At 72.9% G+C, this 20,896-nt stretch carries 21 protein-coding genes; 16 read left to right on the forward strand and 5 right to left on the reverse strand.

Going from position 1 to position 20,896, the window contains the following annotated elements; translation table 11 throughout:
- Positions 1 to 64: 64 nt before the first annotated feature.
- On the forward strand, positions 65 to 799 hold the full coding sequence (locus ACZ4VW_RS31180; RefSeq protein WP_467968268.1) for an SseB family protein: 735 nt from the start codon (positions 65 to 67) through the stop codon (positions 797 to 799).
- Between the two features lie 75 nt (positions 800 to 874).
- On the opposite strand, the gene ACZ4VW_RS31185 is transcribed toward ACZ4VW_RS31180, so the two are convergent.
- Complete coding sequence (locus ACZ4VW_RS31185; protein WP_158985620.1) at positions 875 to 1,243, reverse strand: DUF1844 domain-containing protein; 369 nt, start codon at positions 1,241 to 1,243, stop codon at positions 875 to 877.
- A 317-nt stretch (positions 1,244 to 1,560) separates the two neighbouring features.
- Between ACZ4VW_RS31185 and infC the strand changes: the two genes are divergently transcribed.
- From infC to ACZ4VW_RS31235, 10 genes are all read left to right on the forward strand, one after another.
- On the forward strand, positions 1,561 to 2,277 hold the full coding sequence (gene infC, locus ACZ4VW_RS31190) for a translation initiation factor IF-3 (RefSeq protein WP_467968333.1): 717 nt from the start codon (positions 1,561 to 1,563) through the stop codon (positions 2,275 to 2,277).
- Between the two features lie 122 nt (positions 2,278 to 2,399).
- Positions 2,400 to 2,594 (forward strand): 50S ribosomal protein L35, encoded by a 195-nt coding sequence (gene rpmI / locus ACZ4VW_RS31195; protein WP_019884943.1) that lies wholly within the window; start codon positions 2,400 to 2,402, stop codon positions 2,592 to 2,594.
- Between the two features lie 107 nt (positions 2,595 to 2,701).
- Entirely contained in the window at positions 2,702 to 3,088 is a 387-nt protein-coding gene (gene rplT / locus ACZ4VW_RS31200) for a 50S ribosomal protein L20 (protein WP_043227974.1), read from the forward strand.
- 154 nt (positions 3,089 to 3,242) lie between these two features.
- On the forward strand, positions 3,243 to 4,082 hold the full coding sequence (locus tag ACZ4VW_RS31205) for a TrmH family RNA methyltransferase (protein ID WP_467968270.1): 840 nt from the start codon (positions 3,243 to 3,245) through the stop codon (positions 4,080 to 4,082).
- An 81-nt stretch (positions 4,083 to 4,163) separates the two neighbouring features.
- Positions 4,164 to 5,321, forward strand: a complete 1,158-nt coding sequence (locus ACZ4VW_RS31210; RefSeq protein ID WP_467968272.1) for a sensor histidine kinase — start codon at positions 4,164 to 4,166, stop codon at positions 5,319 to 5,321.
- A gap of 135 nt (positions 5,322 to 5,456) precedes the next feature.
- Entirely contained in the window at positions 5,457 to 6,584 is a 1,128-nt protein-coding gene (pheS, locus tag ACZ4VW_RS31215; RefSeq protein WP_467968274.1) for a phenylalanine--tRNA ligase subunit alpha, read from the forward strand.
- Complete coding sequence (gene pheT / locus ACZ4VW_RS31220; protein ID WP_467968275.1) at positions 6,584 to 9,097, forward strand: phenylalanine--tRNA ligase subunit beta; 2,514 nt, start codon at positions 6,584 to 6,586, stop codon at positions 9,095 to 9,097. The genes pheS and pheT overlap by 1 nt, the downstream gene beginning before the upstream one ends.
- A gap of 285 nt (positions 9,098 to 9,382) precedes the next feature.
- Entirely contained in the window at positions 9,383 to 10,468 is a 1,086-nt protein-coding gene (locus ACZ4VW_RS31225) for a PP2C family protein-serine/threonine phosphatase (protein ID WP_467968277.1), read from the forward strand.
- A gap of 260 nt (positions 10,469 to 10,728) precedes the next feature.
- Positions 10,729 to 12,072 carry a transcriptional regulator gene (locus tag ACZ4VW_RS31230; RefSeq protein ID WP_467968279.1) on the forward strand — a complete coding sequence of 448 codons (1,344 nt, stop codon included), beginning with the start codon at positions 10,729 to 10,731 and terminating at the stop codon, positions 12,070 to 12,072.
- A gap of 51 nt (positions 12,073 to 12,123) precedes the next feature.
- Positions 12,124 to 12,654 carry an NUDIX hydrolase gene (locus ACZ4VW_RS31235; protein ID WP_467968281.1) on the forward strand — a complete coding sequence of 177 codons (531 nt, stop codon included), beginning with the start codon at positions 12,124 to 12,126 and terminating at the stop codon, positions 12,652 to 12,654.
- A 67-nt stretch (positions 12,655 to 12,721) separates the two neighbouring features.
- Here the strand turns inward: ACZ4VW_RS31235 and ACZ4VW_RS31240 are convergent, their stop codons facing one another.
- Positions 12,722 to 13,582 carry a 3-hydroxybutyryl-CoA dehydrogenase gene (locus ACZ4VW_RS31240; protein ID WP_467968283.1) on the reverse strand — a complete coding sequence of 287 codons (861 nt, stop codon included), beginning with the start codon at positions 13,580 to 13,582 and terminating at the stop codon, positions 12,722 to 12,724.
- Positions 13,583 to 13,751: 169 nt separating this feature from the next.
- Here ACZ4VW_RS31240 and ACZ4VW_RS31245 point away from each other — a divergent pair, with 169 nt between their 5' ends.
- Positions 13,752 to 15,071 carry a glycoside hydrolase family 10-like protein gene (locus ACZ4VW_RS31245; RefSeq protein WP_467968285.1) on the forward strand — a complete coding sequence of 440 codons (1,320 nt, stop codon included), beginning with the start codon at positions 13,752 to 13,754 and terminating at the stop codon, positions 15,069 to 15,071.
- 10 nt (positions 15,072 to 15,081) lie between these two features.
- On the opposite strand, the gene ACZ4VW_RS31250 is transcribed toward ACZ4VW_RS31245, so the two are convergent.
- Together ACZ4VW_RS31250 and ACZ4VW_RS31255 are read right to left on the reverse strand one after the other, a co-directional pair.
- Positions 15,082 to 15,276: a DUF1918 domain-containing protein gene (locus tag ACZ4VW_RS31250; protein WP_467968287.1), complete on the reverse strand. Its 195-nt coding sequence runs from the start codon at positions 15,274 to 15,276 to the stop codon at positions 15,082 to 15,084.
- 85 nt (positions 15,277 to 15,361) lie between these two features.
- Entirely contained in the window at positions 15,362 to 16,294 is a 933-nt protein-coding gene (locus ACZ4VW_RS31255) for a DMT family transporter (RefSeq protein WP_467968289.1), read from the reverse strand.
- Between ACZ4VW_RS31255 and ACZ4VW_RS31260 the strand changes: the two genes are divergently transcribed.
- The 4 genes from ACZ4VW_RS31260 (at position 16,293) to ACZ4VW_RS31275 (ending at position 20,484) form a co-directional block, all read left to right on the forward strand.
- A complete protein-coding gene (locus tag ACZ4VW_RS31260; RefSeq protein ID WP_467968291.1) occupies positions 16,293 to 17,729 on the forward strand; it encodes an aminotransferase-like domain-containing protein in 1,437 nt (478 codons plus the stop codon). The two genes, ACZ4VW_RS31255 and ACZ4VW_RS31260, sit on opposite strands and share 2 nt — an antisense overlap.
- Before the next feature lie 178 nt (positions 17,730 to 17,907).
- Positions 17,908 to 18,357 carry a GNAT family N-acetyltransferase gene (locus tag ACZ4VW_RS31265; RefSeq protein WP_467968293.1) on the forward strand — a complete coding sequence of 150 codons (450 nt, stop codon included), beginning with the start codon at positions 17,908 to 17,910 and terminating at the stop codon, positions 18,355 to 18,357.
- Positions 18,358 to 18,440: 83 nt separating this feature from the next.
- Positions 18,441 to 19,019, forward strand: coding sequence for a histidine phosphatase family protein (locus ACZ4VW_RS31270; protein ID WP_467968295.1), 579 nt, complete (start codon positions 18,441 to 18,443; stop codon positions 19,017 to 19,019).
- 292 nt (positions 19,020 to 19,311) lie between these two features.
- Positions 19,312 to 20,484 (forward strand): methyltransferase, encoded by a 1,173-nt coding sequence (locus tag ACZ4VW_RS31275; protein WP_467968297.1) that lies wholly within the window; start codon positions 19,312 to 19,314, stop codon positions 20,482 to 20,484.
- Here ACZ4VW_RS31275 and ACZ4VW_RS31280 read toward each other — a convergent pair.
- Positions 20,456 to 20,896, reverse strand: a complete 441-nt coding sequence (locus tag ACZ4VW_RS31280; protein ID WP_467968299.1) for a VOC family protein — start codon at positions 20,894 to 20,896, stop codon at positions 20,456 to 20,458. The genes ACZ4VW_RS31275 and ACZ4VW_RS31280 overlap by 29 nt on opposite strands.

Here is a 20,896-nt window from a genome sequence, read left to right on the forward strand (position 1 = left end):
CCGTCCGCAGCCCGCGGGCCACCCGCCGGGCGGGCGGCCCCGGAGCGGCGGTTAGGCTCGGGGCGTGGCGCTCAAGAACATCCCTGACCCCGGTTTCTCCGACGACGACGGCACCGCCGACCCGCGGCTCGCCGCGGCCCTCGCGGCCTGGGCGGAGGACAGAACCGCCCACGGCCCGGTCCTGGCGGCCCTGCGGGACGCGCGCCTGCTCGTCCCCGTCGTCGCCGTCCTCGGCGAGGTCGAGGAGGACCCCGAGACGGGTCTGCGCCGCGAGAAGACCAGCGACATGGCCGTGCCCACGCTGACCGCGGGCGACCGGCGGGCGCTCCCCGCGTTCACCTCGATCGCCTCGCTCGCGCTCTGGGACCCGGCGGCCCGGCCCGTCGCCGTCCCCCTGCACCAGGCGCTCCAGGCCGCCGCGCACGAGAAGGCCGACACCGTCGTCCTCGACCTGGCCGGCCCCGTCCCGTACCAGCTGAGCGGCCCCGCCCTGCTGGCCCTCGCCGAGGGCCGCACGAGCACGGACCCGCTGGACGACCCGGCGGTACGGGAGGCGGTACGCAACGCGGTCGCGTCCGAGCCCGCGGTCCTGCGCGCCCATCTCGGCCCCGGCAGCGCGGACGGCACCCTCGCGCTCGTCCTGGCCGGAGACGCGGCGCCCGCCGAGGCGGCCCAGCGGGTGGCCCGCTCGCTCGCGGCCGACGAAACACTGAGGGCCCGCCTGGTGCGCGGCCTCGACCTGGCACTCCTGCCGGCCTCGGCCACGCCACCCGGCGAGCCCTTCTACGTCAAGCGATGAGCGGGGGCCGGGGGAACGTGCGGTCTCCCGGGGGGCGACCCCCGTACTCCCGTACTCCCGTACCCCCGTGCGGCCTTATCCGTACACCGGACCCGTGTACTTCTCGCCCGGGCCCTGGCCCGGCTCGTCCGGGACGAAGGATGCCTCACGGAAGGCCAGCTGCAGGGACTTCAGGCCGTCCCGCAGCGGGGCGGCGTGGAAGGAGCTGATCTCCGTCGCGCCGGCGTCCAGCAGACCCGCCAGCGCGTGGATCAGCTTGCGGGCCTCGTCGAGGTCCTTGTGCTCGTCGCCCTCCTCGGTGAGTCCGAGCTTCACCGCGGCGGCGCTCATCAGGTTGACGGCGACCGTCACGATCACCTCGACCGCCGGGACCTCCGCGATGTCGCGGGTCATGGCGTCGAAGTCGGGGGAGTCCGCGGACTCGGTGTGGGGCGTTTCGCTCATGCCCCACACGATAAGCGGCGACGGCGCGAGGAGCGGTGCGGGCCTCCGTTAGCGAACCGGCGCGGTCGGTGCTAACCTTGTGTAACGACCGGCCGGACACGTGTGTGCCCGGCCCACAAGTGGAGGCTCCGATCTCCCACCTGGCCGCCCTCGCGGGCGGCGGGTCACCGGTCAGGTGGCGCCCATCGTTCCGTACGGACGATGGAGCCACCCGATGTGCGCCCCGCGGTTGACCGCGGCGGTGCTCCGGTATTTCCGTGGAGCCCCGCCTGTGTCCCGTCCGGGGCATTTTTGATGTACCGGCGCGGTTGGTCTCACTGTCACAGACATACGCGTCCGTCCGCCAGGCGGTCGCGTGGTGCTACCGAGGAGGATCCATCAGCGCCGAGCCCCGCATCAACGACAGGATTCGCGTTCCCGAGGTGCGACTTGTCGGACCCAGCGGCGAGCAGGTCGGGATTGTTCCGCTTGCCAAGGCCCTGGAGCTCGCACAGGAGTACGACCTCGACCTTGTCGAGGTGGCGGCGAACGCCCGTCCGCCCGTGTGCAAGCTCATGGACTACGGGAAGTTCAAGTACGAGTCGGCCATGAAGGCCCGTGAGGCGCGCAAGAACCAGGCGCACACGGTCATCAAGGAGATGAAGCTCCGGCCGAAGATCGACCCGCACGACTACGACACCAAGAAGGGTCACGTCGTCCGGTTCCTCAAGCAGGGCGACAAGGTCAAGATCACGATCATGTTCCGTGGTCGTGAGCAGTCCCGCCCCGAGCTTGGATTCCGGCTGCTGCAACGGCTGGCGTCGGACGTCGAGGAGCTTGGCTTCATCGAGTCCAACCCGAAGCAGGACGGCCGGAACATGATCATGGTTCTCGGCCCGCACAAGAAGAAGACCGAGGCCATGGCCGAGGCGCGTGAGGCCCAGGCCGCGCGCAAGGCGGAGCGTCAGGGCGTCTCGTCCGACGACACCGCCGAGGCTCCGGCCGAGGACACTTCGACCGAGGCTGTCGCCGAGGCCGAGAACCCCGAGGCGTGATCCGAGGGGCTGCCACCCAGGCAGCCCCGGGCCCGCCCGGACCACCAAACGAAGATCTGACGCTCCCGGATGCCCGGTGTCCGCACCGGGCGGGAGCGCCACTGACGAGGAGATACGGCGCGATGCCGAAGAACAAGACGCACTCCGGTGCCAAGAAGCGCTTCAAGATCACCGGCTCCGGCAAGGTGCTGCGCGAGCGCGCCGGCAAGCGCCACCTGCTCGAGCACAAGTCGTCCAAGCTGACGCGTCGCCTCACCGGCAACGCCGAGATGGCCCCGGGCGACGCGGCCAAGATCAAGAAGATGCTGGGCATCTGAGCTTGATCTCCCGCTCTCGGCGACGAGGGCATCCGGCCAAGTCCGGGACCCATCCGATTTCCGGGTCGTGTGAGTACCCCCACGGCCCCGCTACAAGGAGTTAAGAAGTGGCACGCGTCAAGCGGGCAGTCAACGCCCACAAGAAGCGCCGGGCGATCCTCGAGGCGGCCTCCGGCTACCGCGGTCAGCGTTCGCGCCTGTACCGCAAGGCCAAGGAGCAGGTCACCCACTCCCTGGTCTACAACTACAACGACCGCAAGAAGCGCAAGGGCGACTTCCGTCAGCTGTGGATCCAGCGCATCAACGCCGCTGCCCGCCAGAACGGCATGACGTACAACCGCCTCATCCAGGGTCTGAAGGCCGCCAACATCGAGGTGGACCGCAAGATCCTCGCCGAGCTGGCCGTCAACGACTCGAACGCGTTCGCCGCGCTCGTCGAGGTCGCGCAGAAGGCCCTTCCGGCCGACGTCAACGCGCCGAAGGCCGCTGCCTGATCTTCAGGCCGCAGATCTTCCGCACCGGACCCGCAGGCCCTCGGGCCTGCGGGTCCGGTCGTGTGCGGAGCGCGCCCGCCCCGTCCGGGCCCGCTCCGCCGGACGGCCGCCTGCCCCTCACCCGCCCGGATCCCCGAAAAGAGCCGCCGACCCCATGGGCACCCCCGAGCTGATCTCCCCGCGTTCCCCGCGCGTCGTCGCCGCCAAGCGGCTCGCCAAGCGCAACTTCCGGGGCAAGGACCGCCTCTTCATCGCCGAGGGCCCGCAGGCCGTGCGCGAGGCCGTCCAGCACCGCAGCGGAACAGGTGAGCCCACCCTCGTCGAGCTCTTCACCACCGTCGAGGCGGCCGAGCGGTACGCCGGGATCGTCGACGCCGCCCGGTCGGCCGGGGCCCGGGTCCACCACGCCTCCGACGCCGTCCTCGCCGAGGTCTCCCAGACCGTCACCCCGCAGGGTCTCGTCGGCGTCTGCCGCTTCCTCGACTCGCCGTTCGAGGAGGTCCTCGCCGCCCGGCCCAAGCTGGTCGCCGTCCTCGCCCACGTCCGCGACCCCGGGAACGCCGGCACCGTCCTGCGCTGCGCCGACGCGGCCGGTGCCGACGCCGTCGTCCTCACCGACGCCTCCGTCGACCTCTACAACCCCAAGTCGGTCCGCGCCTCCGTCGGTTCCCTCTTCCACCTCCCGGTCGTCGTCGGCGTCCCGGTCGAGCAGGCCGTCGCCGGCCTCAAGAGCGCGGGCGTACGGATCCTGGCGGCCGACGGGGCCGGACAGAACGACCTCGACGACGAACTGGACGCCGGCACCATGGGCGGGCCGACCGCATGGGTCTTCGGCAACGAGGCATGGGGGCTCCCGGAGGAGACCCGCGCCCTGGCCGACGCGGTGGTCCGCGTGCCGATCCACGGCAAGGCCGAGAGCCTCAACCTCGCGACGGCCGCCGCCGTGTGCCTGTACGCCTCCGCGCGGGCCCAGCGCCCCCGAACCTCCGCCTGAGGGGTCCATTCCGCCACCTCCACCTAGTAGGGTGACGGGCTCGGGGGCCCACTGCGCTACACGGAGGGGTGGGGAACGGGGATGACGGTCGGCACGGACAGTCCCACACACGCACGGAGTGCCGAACCGCCTGCTCCGAAGGAGCCGGCGGAGCCCGGGGAGCCCGCCTCCCCGGCGCCGGGGAGCCCCGGGATCGATCCCGACGAGCTGCCCGACGGAATCGTCGTCGCGGACGCCGCCGGCCGGGTCGTGTGCTTCAACGCCGCCGCCGGCCGCATCACCTCCGTGCCCCCCGAGCAGGCCCTCGGCCTCCCGCTGGAGCAGGCCCTGCCCCTGGAGGACCTCAAGGGCCGGCGCTGGTGGAGCCTCACCGACCCGTACGGCGGCCTCGCCACCCGCCGCGGCCAGCCGGAACGCAATCTGCTGCTGCCCGGCGGCCGCGAGGTCCTCGTCTCCGCCCGCTACGTCCGCGAACACCCCACCGGGCCCGTCCGCCGTGTCGTCGTCTCGCTGCGCGGCACCGAGGCCCGGCGCCGTACGGAACGCAGCCACGCCGAACTCATCGCCACCGTCGCCCACGAGCTGCGCTCCCCCCTCACCTCCGTCAAGGGCTTCACCGCGACGCTGCTCGCCAAGTGGGAACGGTTCACCGACGACCAGAAGCGGCTGATGCTGGAGACCGTCGACGCCGACGCCAACCGCATCACGCGGCTCATCGCCGAGCTCCTCGACATCTCCCGGATCGACTCAGGCCGGCTGGAGGTGCGCCGTCAGCCCGTCGACATCGCCGCCGCCGTCGGCCGCCACATCCAGGCCCACACCGCCGGCGGCCAGTCCCCTGACCGCTTCTTCGTCCGCGTCCGGCCCGGGCTGCCCGATCTGTGGGCCGACCCGGACAAGGTCGACCAGATCCTCGGCAACCTGCTGGAAAATGCGGTGCGCCACGGCGAGGGAACCGTCACCATCGAGGTGGCACCCACCTGCGCCACCACCGACGGAGAGAAGGGAACGGCGGTCACCGTGAGCGACGAAGGCCCCGGCATCCCCGAGGAGTCGATGGGACGCGTCTTCACCCGCTTCTGGCGGGGAAGCAAGCGCGGCGGCACCGGACTCGGCCTCTACATCGTCAAGGGCATCGTCGAGGCCCACGGCGGCACCATCACCGTCGGCAGGGGCCCCCGCGGCGGCGCCGAGTTCCGATTTATCCTGCCCGTCGGCGCCCCGGCCTATCTCGCCTGACGAGATCACCAGCCGCCCGGCCCGCCCACGGGCTCATTCGCGTCCCCGCGCCCCGTTAGACTCGACCTTTGGCACGTTTGCGCCCTTGTCGTCGAGCGGGGCCGCCCAGCCAGCCGAACGGAAGCACGGGAAGAGATGTCCGCACCCAATAAGTCGTACGACCCGGTCGAGGTCGAGGCCTTGAAACCGGAAGAGATCGAGCGCATGCGGGACGAGGCGCTCGCCGCCTTCGCCGCCGCGGGTGACCTCGACGCGCTCGCGCACGCGAAGGTCGCGCACACCGGTGGCACCTCGCCGCTCGCGCTGGCCAACCGGGAGATCGGCGCGCTGCCGCCGCAGGCCAAGGCCGCGGCGGGCAAGCTCGTCGGCCAGGCCCGCGGCGCCGTCTCCAAGGCCCTCGCCGCCCGGCAGACCGAGCTGGAGGCCGAGCGTGACGCCCGCGTCCTGGTCGAGGAGGCGGTGGACGTCACCCTGCCGTACGACCGCGTCCCGGCCGGTGCCCGCCACCCGCTGACCACGCTCATGGAGCGGGTCGCCGACGTCTTCGTCTCCATGGGCTACGAGGTCGCCGAGGGCCCCGAGGTCGAGGCGGAGTGGTTCAACTTCGACGCCCTCAACTTCGTGCCGGACCACCCGGCCCGCCAGATGCAGGACACCTTCTTCGTCCAGGGCCCCGAGGGCACCACCGGTGACGAGTCCGGTGTCGTGCTGCGGACGCACACCTCCCCGGTGCAGGCCCGCACGCTCATCGACCGGGAGCCCCCGGTCTACGTGGTGTGCCCCGGCCGCGTCTACCGCACCGACGAGCTCGACGCCACGCACACCCCGGTCTTCCACCAGATCGAGCTCCTCGCCGTCGACGAGGGCCTGACGATGGCCGACCTCAAGGGCACCCTCGACCACATGGTCCAGGCGCTCTTCGGCGCCGACATGAAGACCCGGCTCCGCCCGAACTTCTTCCCGTTCACCGAGCCGTCCGCCGAGATGGACATGCTCTGCTACGTCTGCCGCGGCGAGTCCGTCGGCAACGCGGACCGGCCCTGCCGCACCTGCGGCAGCGAGGGCTGGATCGAGCTGGGCGGCTGCGGCATGGTCAACCCCAAGGTGCTCGTCGCCTGCGGTGTCGACCCCGAGAAGTACAGCGGATTCGCCTTCGGCTTCGGCATCGAGCGGATGCTGATGTTCCGCCACAACGTCGATGACATGCGAGACATGGTCGAGGGTGACGTCCGTTTCACCCGGCCGTTCGGGATGGAGATCTGATGCGGGTCCCGCTTTCTTGGCTGCGGGAGTACGTCGACCTGCCGGCGACGGAGACCGGACGCGACGTCCAGGCCAAGCTCATTTCGGCAGGACTCGAGGTCGAGACCGTCGAGCAGCTCGGTGCCGGGCTGACCGGCCCGCTGGTGGTCGGCAAGGTCCTCACCATCGAGGAGCTGACGGAGTTCAAGAAGCCCATCCGCTTCTGCACCGTCGACGTCGGCCAGGCCAACGGCACCGGCGAGCCCCAGGAGATCATCTGTGGCGCCCGGAACTTCGCCGAGGGCGACAAGGTCGTCGTGGCGCTGCCCGGCGCCGTGCTCCCCGGTGACTTCCGGATCGCCGAGCGCAAGACGTACGGCCGGGTCTCCCGCGGCATGATCTGCTCCGGCGACGAGCTGGGCATGGGCGACGACGGCACGCACGGCATCATCGTGCTGCCGCCGGAGCACGAGGTCGGCATCGACGCCACCAAGCTGCTCGAGCTGTACGACGAGGTCCTCGACATCGCCGTCACGCCCGACCGCGGCTACTGCCTGTCGATGCGCGGTGTCGCCCGTGAGACCGCCATCGCGTACGGCCTGCCGCTGCGCGACCCGGCGCTCCTGGACGTGCCCGCGCCGAACTCGTACGGCTACCCGGTCCAGATCGCCGACCCGATCGGCTGCGACCGCTTCACCGCCCGTACGGTCGTCGGCCTGGAGCCCGAGGCCCGCTCGCCGATCTGGCTGCGCCGCCGCCTCCAGAAGGCCGGGATGCGCCCGATCTCGCTCGCCGTCGACGTCACGAACTACGTGATGCTGGAGCTGGGGCAGCCGCTGCACGCCTACGACCGCTCCCGGCTCGTGGGCGCCATCGGCGTCCGTCGCGCCGCGGCCGGTGAGAAGATCACCACCCTCGACGGCACCGTCCGCGTCCTGGACGCCGCCGACCTGGTGATCACCGACGACCGCGGCCCGATCGGCATCGCGGGCGTCATGGGCGGCGCCAACACCGAGATCGCCGACCACACCGACACCGACGGCGGCAGCACCGAGGTCGTCATCGAGGCCGCGCACTTCGACCCGATCTCGATCGCCCGCACCGCCCGTCGGCACAAGCTGTCCTCCGAGGCGTCCAAGCGCTTCGAGCGCGGCGTCGACCCGCAGGCCGCGGCGGCCGCCGCGCAGCGGACCGTCGACCTGCTCGTGCTCCTCGCGGGCGGCACCGCCGAGGCCGGTGTCACCGAGGTCATCGCGCCGTCCGCGCCCCGCACGGTCGTCATGCCGGCGAACCACCCGGACAAGGTCGCAGGCGTCGACTACGGCCGCGAGACCGTCGTCCGCCGTCTCCAGGAGATCGGCTGCGACGTCTACGGCCAGGACGAGCTCGTCGTCACCGTCCCGTCGTGGCGGCCCGACCTCAACGTGCCGAACGACCTGGCCGAAGAGGTCATCCGGCTGGAGGGGTACGAGAACCTGCCCTCCACGCTGCCCAAGCCGCCGGCCGGACGTGGCCTCACCGAGCGCCAGCGCACCCACCGCCGGGTCGGCCGCGCGCTGGCCGGCGCCGGCTACGTCGAGGCGCTTAACTACCCGTTCATCGGCGAGCAGGTCTTCGACCAGCTCGGTCTGGACGCGGACGACACCCGCCGCCGCACGGTCGCGCTGGTCAACCCGCTCTCCGACGAGGAGCCGGCGCTCCGCACGACGCTGCTGCCGGGCCTGCTCGGCGCGCTGCGCCGCAACGACGGCCGGGGCAGCCACGACCTGGCGCTCTTCGAGACCGGTCTGGTCTTCCGGCCGGGCGAGCGGCCGGGCGTCGCCGTCCGGCTGCCCGTCGACCGCCGTCCCACCGACGAGGAGATCGCCGGCGTCAACGCCGCGCTGCCCGCGCAGCCGCGCCGGGTCGCCGTCGTCCTCGCCGGCGCCCGCGAGCAGGCCGGCTGGTGGGGCAAGGGCCGCCCGTCCGACTGGGCCGACGCCATCCAGGCGGCGCGCACGGTGGCCGCCGAGGCCGGTGTCGAGCTGCTCATCAGCGCCGACCAGCACGCCCCCTGGCACCCCGGCCGCTGCGCCGCGTTCCATGTCGTGGTGAACGGCGAGAAGGTCCTCGTCGGACACGGCGGTGAGCTGCACCCGCGCGTCGTGAAGGCGCTCGGACTGCCGGACCGCACCTGCGCGATGGAGCTGGACCTGGACCTGGTGGAGCAGGCGAACGAAGGCCCCCTGAAGGCCCCGTCCATCTCCTCCTTCCCGGTGGCCACGCAGGACGTCGCCCTGGTCGTCGACGCGTCGGTCCCGGCCGCCACGGTCGAGTCCGCGCTGCGCGACGGCGCCGGTGAACTCCTCGAGTCCATCCGGCTGTTCGACGTGTACACCGGCGACCAGCTCGGCGAGGGCCGCAAGTCCCTGGCGTACGCGCTGAAGTTCCGTGCCACGGACCGCACCCTCACGGTCGACGAGGCGAGCGCCGCGCGTGACGCGGCGGTGTCCCTCGCGTCCGAGCGCACGGGCGCCGTCCTGCGCGGCGCCTGACCGCGAAACCCCCCAAGGGGGCCGCCCCGGACACCCCGGGCCGGCCCCCTTCGGCGTTCCCGTCCCGCCGACGGACCCTGCGCACCCGTGCGGGAGTCCCGCGCCTGTGCGGGTGGCGGACGGGTGGCCTGCGGCGGCGGGGAGGGGGCGCTCACTCCTTCGGGTGAGATGCCCGGTCGGTGTTCCCCCGCGCCGGGCGCGGTCGGGAGAATCGACGCGGCCACAGGGGCGGGCCTGTGAGCCGCAGGGCCTTCGGGCGCTGCAGGGCCTCAGGAAGGGCCGTGCATGATCCGTACCAGGACGTTGCTCTCCGACGAGTCCCGGCTGCGCCGGCTGGCTCCCCTCGCCCTTCCCACCCTCTGGGGTGCCGTCGCCGTGACCTGGAAACTCGGCTGTCCCCTGGCCCAGCAGCCGGGCCTGCCCATGCGCATCGCGACCAGCGTGGTGTTCTTCACCGTCGGCACCGGGCTGATCCTCGGCATCCGCCACGGCCTCTCGCGCGAGCTGAAGCGGATGCGGGCCATCGCGCACGCCACCCAGCGCGTGCTGCTGCGCCCGCCGCCGCCCCGGCTCGACGGTCTGTCCGTCGCCGCCGGCCAGCTCTCCGCCTCCCGGGGCGCGGCCGTCGGCGGCGACCTGTACGAGGCGGTGGCCACGCCCCATGGCGTACGGATCGTCATCGGCGACGTCCGCGGCCACGGTCTCGCCGCTCTCGGTGCCGTCGTCGCCGTGCTCGGCAGCTTCCGCGAGGCCGCCCACGACGAACCGGCACTCGACGGCGTCCTGCGGCGCCTGGACCGGGCACTCGCCAGGCATCTGCGGGACCGGGCCCGGGACGAGCATCCGGCGGTCTGCGACGGACGCGAACCGGAACACCCCGCGGCCGAGGAGTTCGTCACCGTCCTGCTCCTGGAGATCCGTCCGGACGGGGAGGTGTACGCGCTCGACTGCGGGCACCCCGGCCCGTACCGGATCGGCCGCCACCGGGTGGAGAGCGTCCCGGTCGGCGACCCCTTGCCGCCGCTCGGCGCCTTCCCGCTCCCGGCCGACCTCTCCCCGTACGCCTGCGCCCGGCTCCTGCCGGGGGAGGTCCTCTTCCTGCACACCGACGGCGCAGAGGACGCCCGCGACCGGGCGGGCCGCTTCTTCGCGCTCGAATCGGTCCTCGCCGAGGCCGCCCGTGACGTGCCACCCGTCTCACCCGCCGCGCTCGTCCGCCAGGTGCACACCGCGCTCCTGCGCCACACCCGTGGCCGACTCGCCGACGACGTCGCCCTGTTGGTCGTCCGCAACGACCGGGTGCGGGTTCCGGCGCAGCCCGCCGAACCCGGGCTGCGCCGTACCCGACCGGCACCCTCCCCTCACCGGTGAGTGAGGGTGGGACGGTCGTGCCGCCCGCCCTGCCATGGAGTGCCGGGCAGGTCGGCAGGGCGGGCGGCGAGGGCCGCCGTACTGTTGAGGGGGAGCGGGCGGCCCGGTCGCCTTGCGGCGAGGCGCTCAGTCAACCGGCCCGCGGGAGACCGCGGCAGAGCGCGCGGGCCGCGAGTGCGGGCACTTCATTCACACCCCGTGCGAATCCACCCGCGGCTACGCTGGTGGCGCCCACGGAGCGAGCGACCCCGGAGGGGCCCGTGCAGCAGCCCAACACCCTGCTTGACGCCCTGCTCGACGAGGCGGGCTTCTCGCACGCCGGCCTGGCCGCCCAGGTGAACCGGGCGGGCCGCCCCCGGGGTCTGACCCTGCGCTACGAACACACGGCCGTCGCCCGCTGGTTGAAGGGCCAGCGGCCGAGGGGGCAGGTCCCCGACCTGATCTGCGAGGTGCTGGCCGCGCGGCTGCGCCGGCCGGTCACCCTCGACGACATCGGCCTGGGCGTGGCGGGTGACGACATCGGCGCGCACGGCTCGCCGCTCTCGGGGTTCGTCGAGCGGGCCACCGCCCTGTGGCGCTCCGACGAACAGCAGCGGCCGCACGTCCTCGCCGCGCAGGCCGTCACCGGCACCCCCGCCGTGATGCCGGTCTGGGAGTGGGAGAACCCGCCGGAGGACTCCGACGTGTCCCGCGACGGCCGGACCCGGGTGTCGATGGCCGACATCACGATGCTCCGCGCGGCCCGGGCGCACTACGAGCAGATGTACCGCAAGGCCGGTGGCATCGCGACCCGCGCACGGGTCGTGGGCTTCCTCAACGCCGAGACCGCGCCGCTGCTGCGGGGCGCGTACAGCGACGACCTCGGCCGGCAGTTGCACCGCGCCACGGGCGGTCTGGTGGCGGTGGCCGGGATCTGCGCGTACGACTCCGACGCGCACGGACTGGCCCAGCGGTACTTCCATCAGGCGCTGCGCCTCGCGAAGGCGAGCGGCGACCGGGGCCTGGGCGCCTATGTGATCGCTCTGCTCGTCAACCAGTCGCTGTTCATGGGGCAGTACCGGCAGGCGGTCGCCTTCGCCGAGGCGGCGCTGCGGGCGGCCGGGCGGCAGATCACCCCCGCGCTCGCCGCGGATCTCTCCGCGATGCAGGCGAAGGCGTACGCCCACCTCGGCGACGGGACGGCGGCCCTGGCCTGCATCCGGCGGGCGGAGGCGGAGGCGGAGCGGATCAGCCCCGGACACGAACCGGCCGAGACCGGCTATGTGCAGCCGGGCCTCGTCAATGTGCAGGTGGCAGAGGCGCTGCTGAGTCTGGGGGATCTCCCGGCGGCACGGGAGCACGCCCGGGCGGCCGTGGACACGCCGGCGCACGACAGGGGCAGGGTGCACCGGCTGGCGATGCTGTGCCAGATCGAGCTGCGGCAGGGGGAGGCCGACGAGGCGGCGCGGACGGCCGTGGAGATGACGGAGCGGGCGCGCGGCATGGAGTCGCAACGCCTGCGCGACCGGCTGCGGCTCGTACGGGAACACCTCCTGGCGAGCGACTGCGGTGACGCGCGCGAGGCTGCCGAGCTCATCGACGGGGCGCTGCGCGTTCCCCTGTGAGCCCCAAACTGCTGCCATATTGCCACCGACCAATCGGAAGGTGGCAGAAACGTGCAGTGGACGAAAGTAAGCGAACAGCCCGTATATGAGAACCGCTGGTTCCGGGTGAACCTCGCGGACGTCGAACTCCCGGACGGCCGCCATCTCGACCACTATCTGATCCGGCTCCGCCCGGTCGCCGTCGCGACGGTCGTCAACGAGGCCAACGAAGTCCTCATGCTCTGGCGGCACCGCTTCATCACCGACAGCTGGGGCTGGGAGCTGGCCGCCGGTGTCGTGGAGGACGGCGAGGACCTGGAGACGGCCGCGGCCCGCGAGATGGAGGAGGAGACGGGCTGGCGCCCGGGGCCCTTACGGCATCTGCTCACCGTCGAGCCCTCCAACGGCCTCACCGACGCCCGGCATCACCTGTACTGGGCGGAGGAGGCCACCTACATCGGCCCGCCCGAGGACGACTTCGAGTCCTCGCGGCGGGAGTGGATACCGCTCAAGCTGATCCCCGACATGATCGCCGGGGGTGTGATCCCGGCGGCCAACATGGCCGCCGGTCTGCTGATGCTGCACCATCTGCGGCTCGGCTGAGCCGCGGGGAGAACGCCGAACGGCCCGTACCTGTGCGGGTGTACGGGCCGTTCGGACGGCGGGGGGCTCAGGCGTACGGGTAGAAGCCCGAGCCGGTCTTGCGGCCGAGCCGGCCGGCGTCGACCATCCGCTGGAGCAGCGGGGGAGCGGCGTACAGCGGCTCCTTGTACTCGGTGTACATCGAGTCGGCGATCGAGGCGATCGTGTCCAGGCCGATCAGGTCCGCGAGCTTCAGCGGGCCCATCGGGTGGGCGCAGCCGAACTCCATGCCGTTGTCGATGTCCTCACGGCTCGCGATGCCCGACTCGAACATACGGATCGCGGAGAGCAGGTACGGGACCAGCAGGGCGTTGACCACGAAGCCGGACCGGTCCTGGGCGCGGATGGCGTGCTTGCCCAGCACCTTCTCGGCGAAGACCTGCGCGCGGCTGATCGTGCCCTCGGAGGTGGTGAGGGCCGGGATCAGCTCGACGAGCTTCTGCACCGGGGCCGGGTTGAAGAAGTGGATGCCGATGACCTGGTCGGGGCGCGAGGTCGCCACGGCGAGCTTCACGAGGGGGATCGAGGAGGTGTTGGAGGCGAGGATGGCGTCCTGCCGGGTGACCACCTGGTCGAGCACCTGGAAGATCTCGGTCTTGACCTGCTCGTTCTCCACGACGGCCTCGATGACGAGGTCACGGTCGGCGAACTCGCCCAGGTCGGTGGTGAAGCTGAGGCGCGCCAGCGTCGCGTCGCGCTCCTCGTCGCTGATCTTGCCGCGTTCGGCGGCCTTGGACAGCGAGTTGTAGAGCCGGGTGCGGCCGATCTCCAGCGCCTCGCCGGTGGTCTCGGCGACCTTCACCTCGAGGCCGCTGCGGGCACACACCTCCGCGATGCCCGCGCCCATCTGGCCGCAGCCCACCACTCCGACGCGCTCAATGTCGGCCATGGAGTCCGTCACCTCGTGCCTTTCGCTTTTCTCTGGCGGCGGGCCCGTGTGATTCCGGTGCGTCCGCCTCGACCCCACGACGTTACCGCTCATTAACCGATGATCGATCGCCCGGGCCGGGCATCATCTGCTCATGCGTGTGACGTATCCAACAGCTGAGGGGTGACGTATGGGACTGATCGGTAGAAGAGGGTTCGTGGCGGGCACCGCGCTGACGGCACTTTCCGCCGCCGCGGCGGGTGCGAGCGCGTCCGCGTCGGCGCGGGCGTCGGAGTCGGCGCGGGCGTCGGCTTCGTCACAGGCGTCGGCTTCGCCACCCGGCGGACAGTCCGAGCCGGATCCGGTGGGGGAGGAGGCGCGGGCGGTGCCCGAGTTCCGCGGCATGTGGCTGGCGACGGTCGCCAACCGCGACTGGCCCTCCCGCCCGGGCCTGACGCCCGCGCAGCAGCGGACCGAACTCCTCGCCCATCTGGACAAGGCCGTCGAGCGGCGGCTGAACACCGTGATCCTGCAGGTGCGGCCGAGCGCCGACGCCCTCTGGCCGTCCCCGCATGAGCCGTGGTCCGAATGCCTCACCGGGGTGCAGGGCCGCGATCCCGGCTGGGACCCGCTGGGCACGGCCGTGGCGGAGGCCCATGCGCGGAGCCTGGAGCTGCACGCCTGGTTCAACCCGTACCGCGTGGCACGCCACACCGATCCCGGCCGGCTGTCCGCCGGCCACCCGGGCCGGCGTCACCCCGACTGGATCGTCCCGTACGGCGGGCAGCTGTACTACAACCCCGGACTGCCCGAGGTCCGCCGCTTCGTCCAGGACGCGATGCTCGACGCCGTCCACCGCTACGACCTCGACGGGGTGCACTGGGACGACTACTTCTACCCCTACCCGGTCGCCGGGGAGGCCTTCGACGACGACGAGGCGTACGCGCGGCACGGCGGGGGCTTCCGGGACCGGGCGTCCTGGCGGCGGAACAACATCGACCTGCTGGTCTCCGAGACGGCCGCCCGGATCAAGGAGACCGACAGGCGCCCCCGGTTCGGGATCAGCCCCTTCGGGGTCTGGCGCAACGCCGGCACCGATCCGGAGGGGTCGGACACCCAGTCGGCGCAGACCTACGACGACCTGTACGCCGACACGAGGAAGTGGATCAGGGAGGGCTGGATCGACTACGTGATGCCGCAGCTGTACTGGAACATCGGCTTCGCCGCGGCCGACTACGCCAAGCTCGTGCCCTGGTGGGACAAGACGGTGCGGGGCACGGGCGTCCGCCTGTACATCGGCGAGGCGCTGTACAAATGCGGTGACTCCGCCCAGCCGGCCGCCTGGCAGGACCCGAAGGAGCTCTCCCGGCATCTGACGCTCGCCGGTCGCCATCCCGCGGTGGGCGGCCACTGCTACTTCTCGGCACGGGAAGTCGCATCGGACCGGATCGGGGCGCTGGCCGCCGTCGTCGCCGACCACTACCCGACCCGGGTCCGCCCACCGGGCTAGGAGATCCCGTTCACCTCTTGTCGTGGTGACGTACGACGGTGTCGGGGCCCGGTGACATCAGGGCCTCGTGACCGTCGTCGTCGAACTTGACGCGGTACGGCGGATTGCCGTTCTCGCCCAGCACCTGCAGGACCTCGGCCGTACGGTCGTGCTGACCGACGGTCCGGCCGTGCACCAGCAGCTTGTCGCCCACTGTCGCTTGCATCGGGGGTGACCTCCTCGCGACCGCGCTTGCCCTACTTCGGAGCCTATGTCCGCCATTGTGACCCGCCTCACTCCCGTGCGCGCGCTCAGCTCTTCGCGCGCTGCGTCACCGCGATGCAGACCAGTACGGCGACGGCGGCGAGCGGCGCGGCGGGGGACAGGGACTCGCCGAGCAGCGAGACCGACCAGACGAGGGTCAGCAACGGCTGCGCGAGCTGGAGCTGGCTCGCCCTGGGGATGCCGATCGCCGCCATGCCCCGGTACCAGACGTACAGGCCGAGGAAGGTGGACCCGGCCGCGACCCAGACCAGGCCGACGACGCCGTGCGCGCCGAGGCTGACGGGCTCGAAGGAGAGCGCGACGGCCGAGCCGGCGACCATCAGCGGCAGGCAGAGGATCAGCGCCCAGCCGATGACCTGCCAGCCCGGCATCTGCCCGGCGAGCCTGCCGCCCTCGGTGTAGCCGGCCGCGCAGACCAGGAGCGCGCCGAAGAGGTACAGGTCGCCGGAGGAGAGGGCGCCGCCGCTCTGCTGGAGCGTGAAGGCGATGACGACCGCCGCGCCGGAGAGGGCGGCGAGCCAGAACGTACGCGAGGGGCGACGGCCCGTGCGGATCGCCGCGAGGGCCGCCGTGGTGAGCGGCAGCAGGCCGACGACCACGGCGGCGTGCGAGGTCGTGGAGGTCTGCAGGGCCAGGGTCGTCAGGAGCGGGAAGCCGACCACGACACCGCCGGCGACGACGGCGAGCCCGGCCCAGTGGCGGCGCTCGGGCAGCGGTACGCGCAGGGCGAGCAGGAAGACGCCCGCGATGAGCGCGGCGAGCGTCGAGCGCAGGGCGACCAGCGACCAGGGGCCGAAGCTCTCCAGTCCCCAGGCGGTGGAGGGGAAGGTGAGCGAGAACGAGACCACGCCCAACGCGGCGAGAAGCGTTCCGCGTCCCTCGGGGGAGGCGGTGGAGGCGGTGGCGGGACCGCCGACCGCTATCGCCGATCGGGGAGTAGCGCTATTCTGTGCTGTCATGCATGAGCGTAGCAGCGTCGCGGAACTGGCCACATCCCTGAGGGCCGAGCTCGACCGCTACTCTCCCGGTGGAAAGCTGCCGTCGAGCCGCGCCCTCGTCGAGCGCTACCGCGTCTCCCCCGTGACGGTCACCAGGGCCCTCGCCCAGCTCGCGGCCGAGGGTCTCGTCGTCACGCGCCCGGGAGCCGGGGCGTTCCGCGCCGAGTCCCGCACGCGCACGCCCGTCGTCGGGGACACCTCCTGGCAGGAGGTGACCCTGAGCGCCGACAGCGCGACCGAGCTGGTCCCGCGCGCCGTCGACGCCTCCGGCGTGCTCGTGACCCTGTCGGCACCTCCGGCGGGCGTCGTCGAGTTCAACGGCGGCTATCTGCACCCCTCGCTCCAGCCTGAACGTGCCATGGCCGCCGCGCTCGCCCGCGCGGGCCGCCGCCCCGGGGCATGGGGCCGACCGCCCACCGACGGGCTGCCCGAGCTGCGCGAATGGTTCGCCCGCGAGATCGGCGGCACCGTCACCGCCGCCGACGTCCTGATCACCGCAGGCGGCCAGTCCGCCATCACCACCGCCCTGCGCGCCCTCGCCCCGCCCGGTACGCACGTCCTCGTCGAATCGCCGACCTACCCCGGGATGCTCGCGATCGCCCGCGCTGCCGGCCTGCGCCCGGTCCCCGTCCCCGCCGACGCCGACGGAGTCCGCCCCGATCTGCTGGAAGCCGCCCTCCGGGCCACCGGAGCCCGCGTCCTCGTCTGCCAGCCGCTCTTCCAGAACCCGACCGGCGCCGTCCTCGCCGCCCAGCGGCGGCGGGACGTCGTCCGGATCGCCCGCGCGGCCGGCGCCTTCGTCGTCGAGGACGACTTCGCCCGCCGGCTCGTCCACGAGGGCTCCGCACCGCTCCCCGCCCCCCTCGCCGCCGACGACCCGGACGGCGTGGTCGTCCACGTCCGTTCCCTCACCAAGCCGACCTCCCCGAGCCTGCGCGTCGGCGCCCTCGCCGCCCGCGGCCCGGTCCTCGAACGGCTGCGCGCCATCCAGGTCGTCGACAGCTTCTTCGTCGCCCGTCCCCTCCAGGAGGCCGCCCTCGAACTCGTCGGATCGCCCGCCTGGAGCCGCCATCTGCGCGCCGTCTCCCAGGAGTTGCGGAACCGACGCGACGTCATGGCCGGAGCCCTCGCCCTTCACCTCCCCGAACTCGCCCTGCCCCACCTCCCCTCCGGCGGCTACCAGCTCTGGCTCCGGCTCCCCGACGCCATCCCCGAGCCCGCGCTCGTCGCGGGCGCCCTGCGGGCCGGCGTCGCCGTCGCCCCCGGACGCCCCTACTTCTGCGCCGAACCTCCCGCCGGCCACATCCGGCTGAGCTTCGCGGGCGTGGCCGGACCCGCCGAGATCGCCGAAGGGGTACGCCGGCTGCGATCGGCCGTCGACGAGCTCACGCCCTGAGCCGGCCGGCCAGGGCCCGCCCGCTCAGCCCGCCGCCGGGACGGCCGGCCAGTGCCCGCCCGCTCACCCGCCCACCGCCGGGACGGCCGGCCAGGGCCCGCCCGTTCACCCGCCCACCGCCGGGACGGCCGCGGAAATCACCTGACAACGGCCGCCGCGGCCTGGAACGCTGCCCGTCATGAGCACCACGAACCCCGCACCGCTCCTGACGTACGGCGCGTACGAGATCTCCACCGACCCGGCCCGCCTCGACCGCACCCGGGTGCACCACTGGCTCTCCACCGACGCGTACTGGGCCCTGGACCGCCCCCGCGACACACAGGACCGGGCCATCGACGGCTCCCTCAACTTCGGCGCTTACCACCGTGAGACGGGGGAGATCGCCGCCTACGCCCGGATCGTCACCGACCGCGCCACCTTCGCCTGGCTCTGCGACGTCTACGTCGACCGGCCGGCCCGCGGCACGGGGCTCGGCACCGCGCTGGTGACCGCGGTGCGCGACCACCTGGCGCCGTACGGACTGCGCCGCATCCTTCTGGCCACGGCCGACGCGCACGGTCTGTACGAGAAGGTCGGTTTTGAGTCCCTGCGGAACCTGGACAAGTGGATGGCTCTCGGACTCCACTGACCGGCCGCCCCGCCCACGGCCGCGCGCGGAGTCCGCGCATATGCCTCTTGACCTGTCAGGCTTCCGGCCTCACGATCGCGGCCATGGGTCTTCGGGTCACGCTCGTCGCAGCGGCGCGCAGCTCCTCCCTGCTCGCCGAGCGGTTCGACGACGACCGGCCGCTCGACGAGGCCGGCTGGTACGAGGTGCAGCTCGCCGCGCACACACTGGTCCCGCTCGGCGCGGCCGAGCTGCGCTACTGCTCGCCGACGCCCCGCAGCCGCGCCACCGGCACGGCGCTCGGCTACGCACCCCTCGCCCAGCCCGCCCTCCGCGACTGCGACATGGGCCGCTGGCGGGGCCTGACCCTCGCCGAGGTCGCCGCCCTCGACCCGGCCGCCGTCGACGCCTGGCTGACCGACCCGCGGACCGCCCCGCACGGCGGCGAGACCCTCCTCGCGTTCATCTCGCGCATAGGGGGTTGGCTCGACACCCGGCCCGCCGAGGACGGCTCCATCGTGGCCGTCGCCGAACCAGCCGTCGTACGCGCCGCCCTGGTGTACGCGCTCAAGGCGCCACCCGCCACGTTCTGGAACGTCGACGTCCGCCCGCTCTCCACGGTCACCCTCACCGGCCGCCCCGGCCTGTGGCACCTCCACCTCCAGGCGGCCGTCGGAGGCTAGGCCGTGTCCGGAAAGTCCCGCCTGGCCCACGACGCCCGGCACGCTCCCCCGTAGCCCCACGGGCACGGGAGGTGGCCCCACGCCGCGTTGTCGGATCGCCCAAGTACACCCAGTACGAGGACGACCCTCCACCTTGTGAGCGCACGCACCGGACGCCGCGGACCCTGCCCTGCGGGCAGACGGCGCTGCTTTCCGGACACGGCCCAGGGGGCCTGTGGGTCAGGCCGGGCTCGCGTCTCCCGGCGGCCGGGCTCGCGGAGGCGCCCCCTCGACCGGCTAGCCTGGGACCACGATGAACCGTTTGAGCACGTCATGGGGCGAGTTCCCGCTCACCCGCTTTCCCGAGGACCCGCGCGACTCCCTCCGAGCGTGGGACGCGTCCGACGAGTACCTGCTGCGGCACCTGGCCGAGACGGACACCGACCTGTCCGGGGCGGTGGCCGTCGTCGGCGACCGCTGGGGCGCGCTGACCACCGCGCTCGCCGCCCGGCACCCCGCCGTACTCACACAGATCTCCGACTCCTACCTCGGCCGCCGGGCGACCGAGGAGAACCTGGCGCGGTCCGGGGCCGCGCCGGACGCGGTCACGCTGCTCACCACCCAGGAGCCGCCGCCCGCACGCGTCGACGTCCTGCTCGTCCGCGTCCCCAGGAACCTCGCGCTCCTGGAGGACCAGCTCCACCGGCTCGCGCCCGCCGTGCACGAGGGGACCGTGGTGGTGGGAACCGGCATGGTCAAGGAGATCCACACCTCCACCCTCCAGCTCTTCGAGAAGATCCTCGGCCCCACCCGGACCTCGCTCGCCGCGAAGAAGGCCCGGCTCATCTTCTGCACCCCGGACCCGGGGCTGCAGCGGGCGGCCAACCCCTGGCCGTACCGGTACGCGCTCCCCGCCGACGCCGCGACCGTCGCCGGGCGGACCGTCACCAACCAGGCCGGGATCTTCTGCGCCGACCGCCTCGACATCGGCACCCGCTTCTTCCTGCGCCACCTGCCGACCGGCCTCGGCCGTGCCCGGGTCGCCGACCTGGGCTGCGGAAACGGGGTCGTCGGTCTGGCCGTCGCGCTGACCGAGCCCGAGGCCGAGCTGGTCTTCGCCGACGAGTCGTACCAGGCCGTCGCCTCGGCCGAGGAGAACTTCCGCGCCCACGCCGCCCCCGGCCGCACGGCCGAGTTCGTGGTCGGGGACGGGCTGGCGGACCTCGCCCCCGGCTCCGTCGACCTCGTCCTCAACAACCCGCCGTTCCACAGCCACCAGGCCACCACCGACCGCACCGCGCGCCGGATGTTCACCGACGCGCGGCGCGCCCTGCGGCCGGGCGGAGAGCTGTGGGTCGTCGGGAACCGGCACCTCGGCTACCACGTCACGCTGCGCCGCATCTTCGGCTCCTGCGACCTGGTCGCGAGCGACCCGAAGTTCGTGGTCCTGCGGGCGGTCAAGCAGGCAGGCGGGCGGGCCCGGTAGAGGTCCCCTGGTTCTTCCAGGCGCGGGAGCAGAGGACGATCCGATAGCCGTCGGGGTCGGCGACCGTCACCCCGAACTCGTCCCAGTACGGGTTGTGCGCCGCCACCCGCGTCCCGCCCGCGGCGAGCAGCCGCGCCACCTGGGCCTCCTCGACGGGCGCGCCCAGATAGACCACGAACAGGTCGTCGACGGTCGGCGTCGGCTCCAGCGGGCTGTCCGGGTCCTGGGTGAGCTCGAAGTGCCAGGTGCCGCCCGCGGGGCCGACCATCAGCAGATCGTGCTCGCCGTGGACCCGCTCCGGGCTCCGCCACAGCACGTCGAGGCCGAGCCCCTCGACGTAGAAGCGTTCGGCGGCGACGAGATCCCGCGAGGGGCGGGCGACACGGACGGGCGTCTGCGCATGGATGATCAT

The sequence above is a fragment of the Streptomyces sp. NPDC029139 genome, from assembly GCF_055564335.1.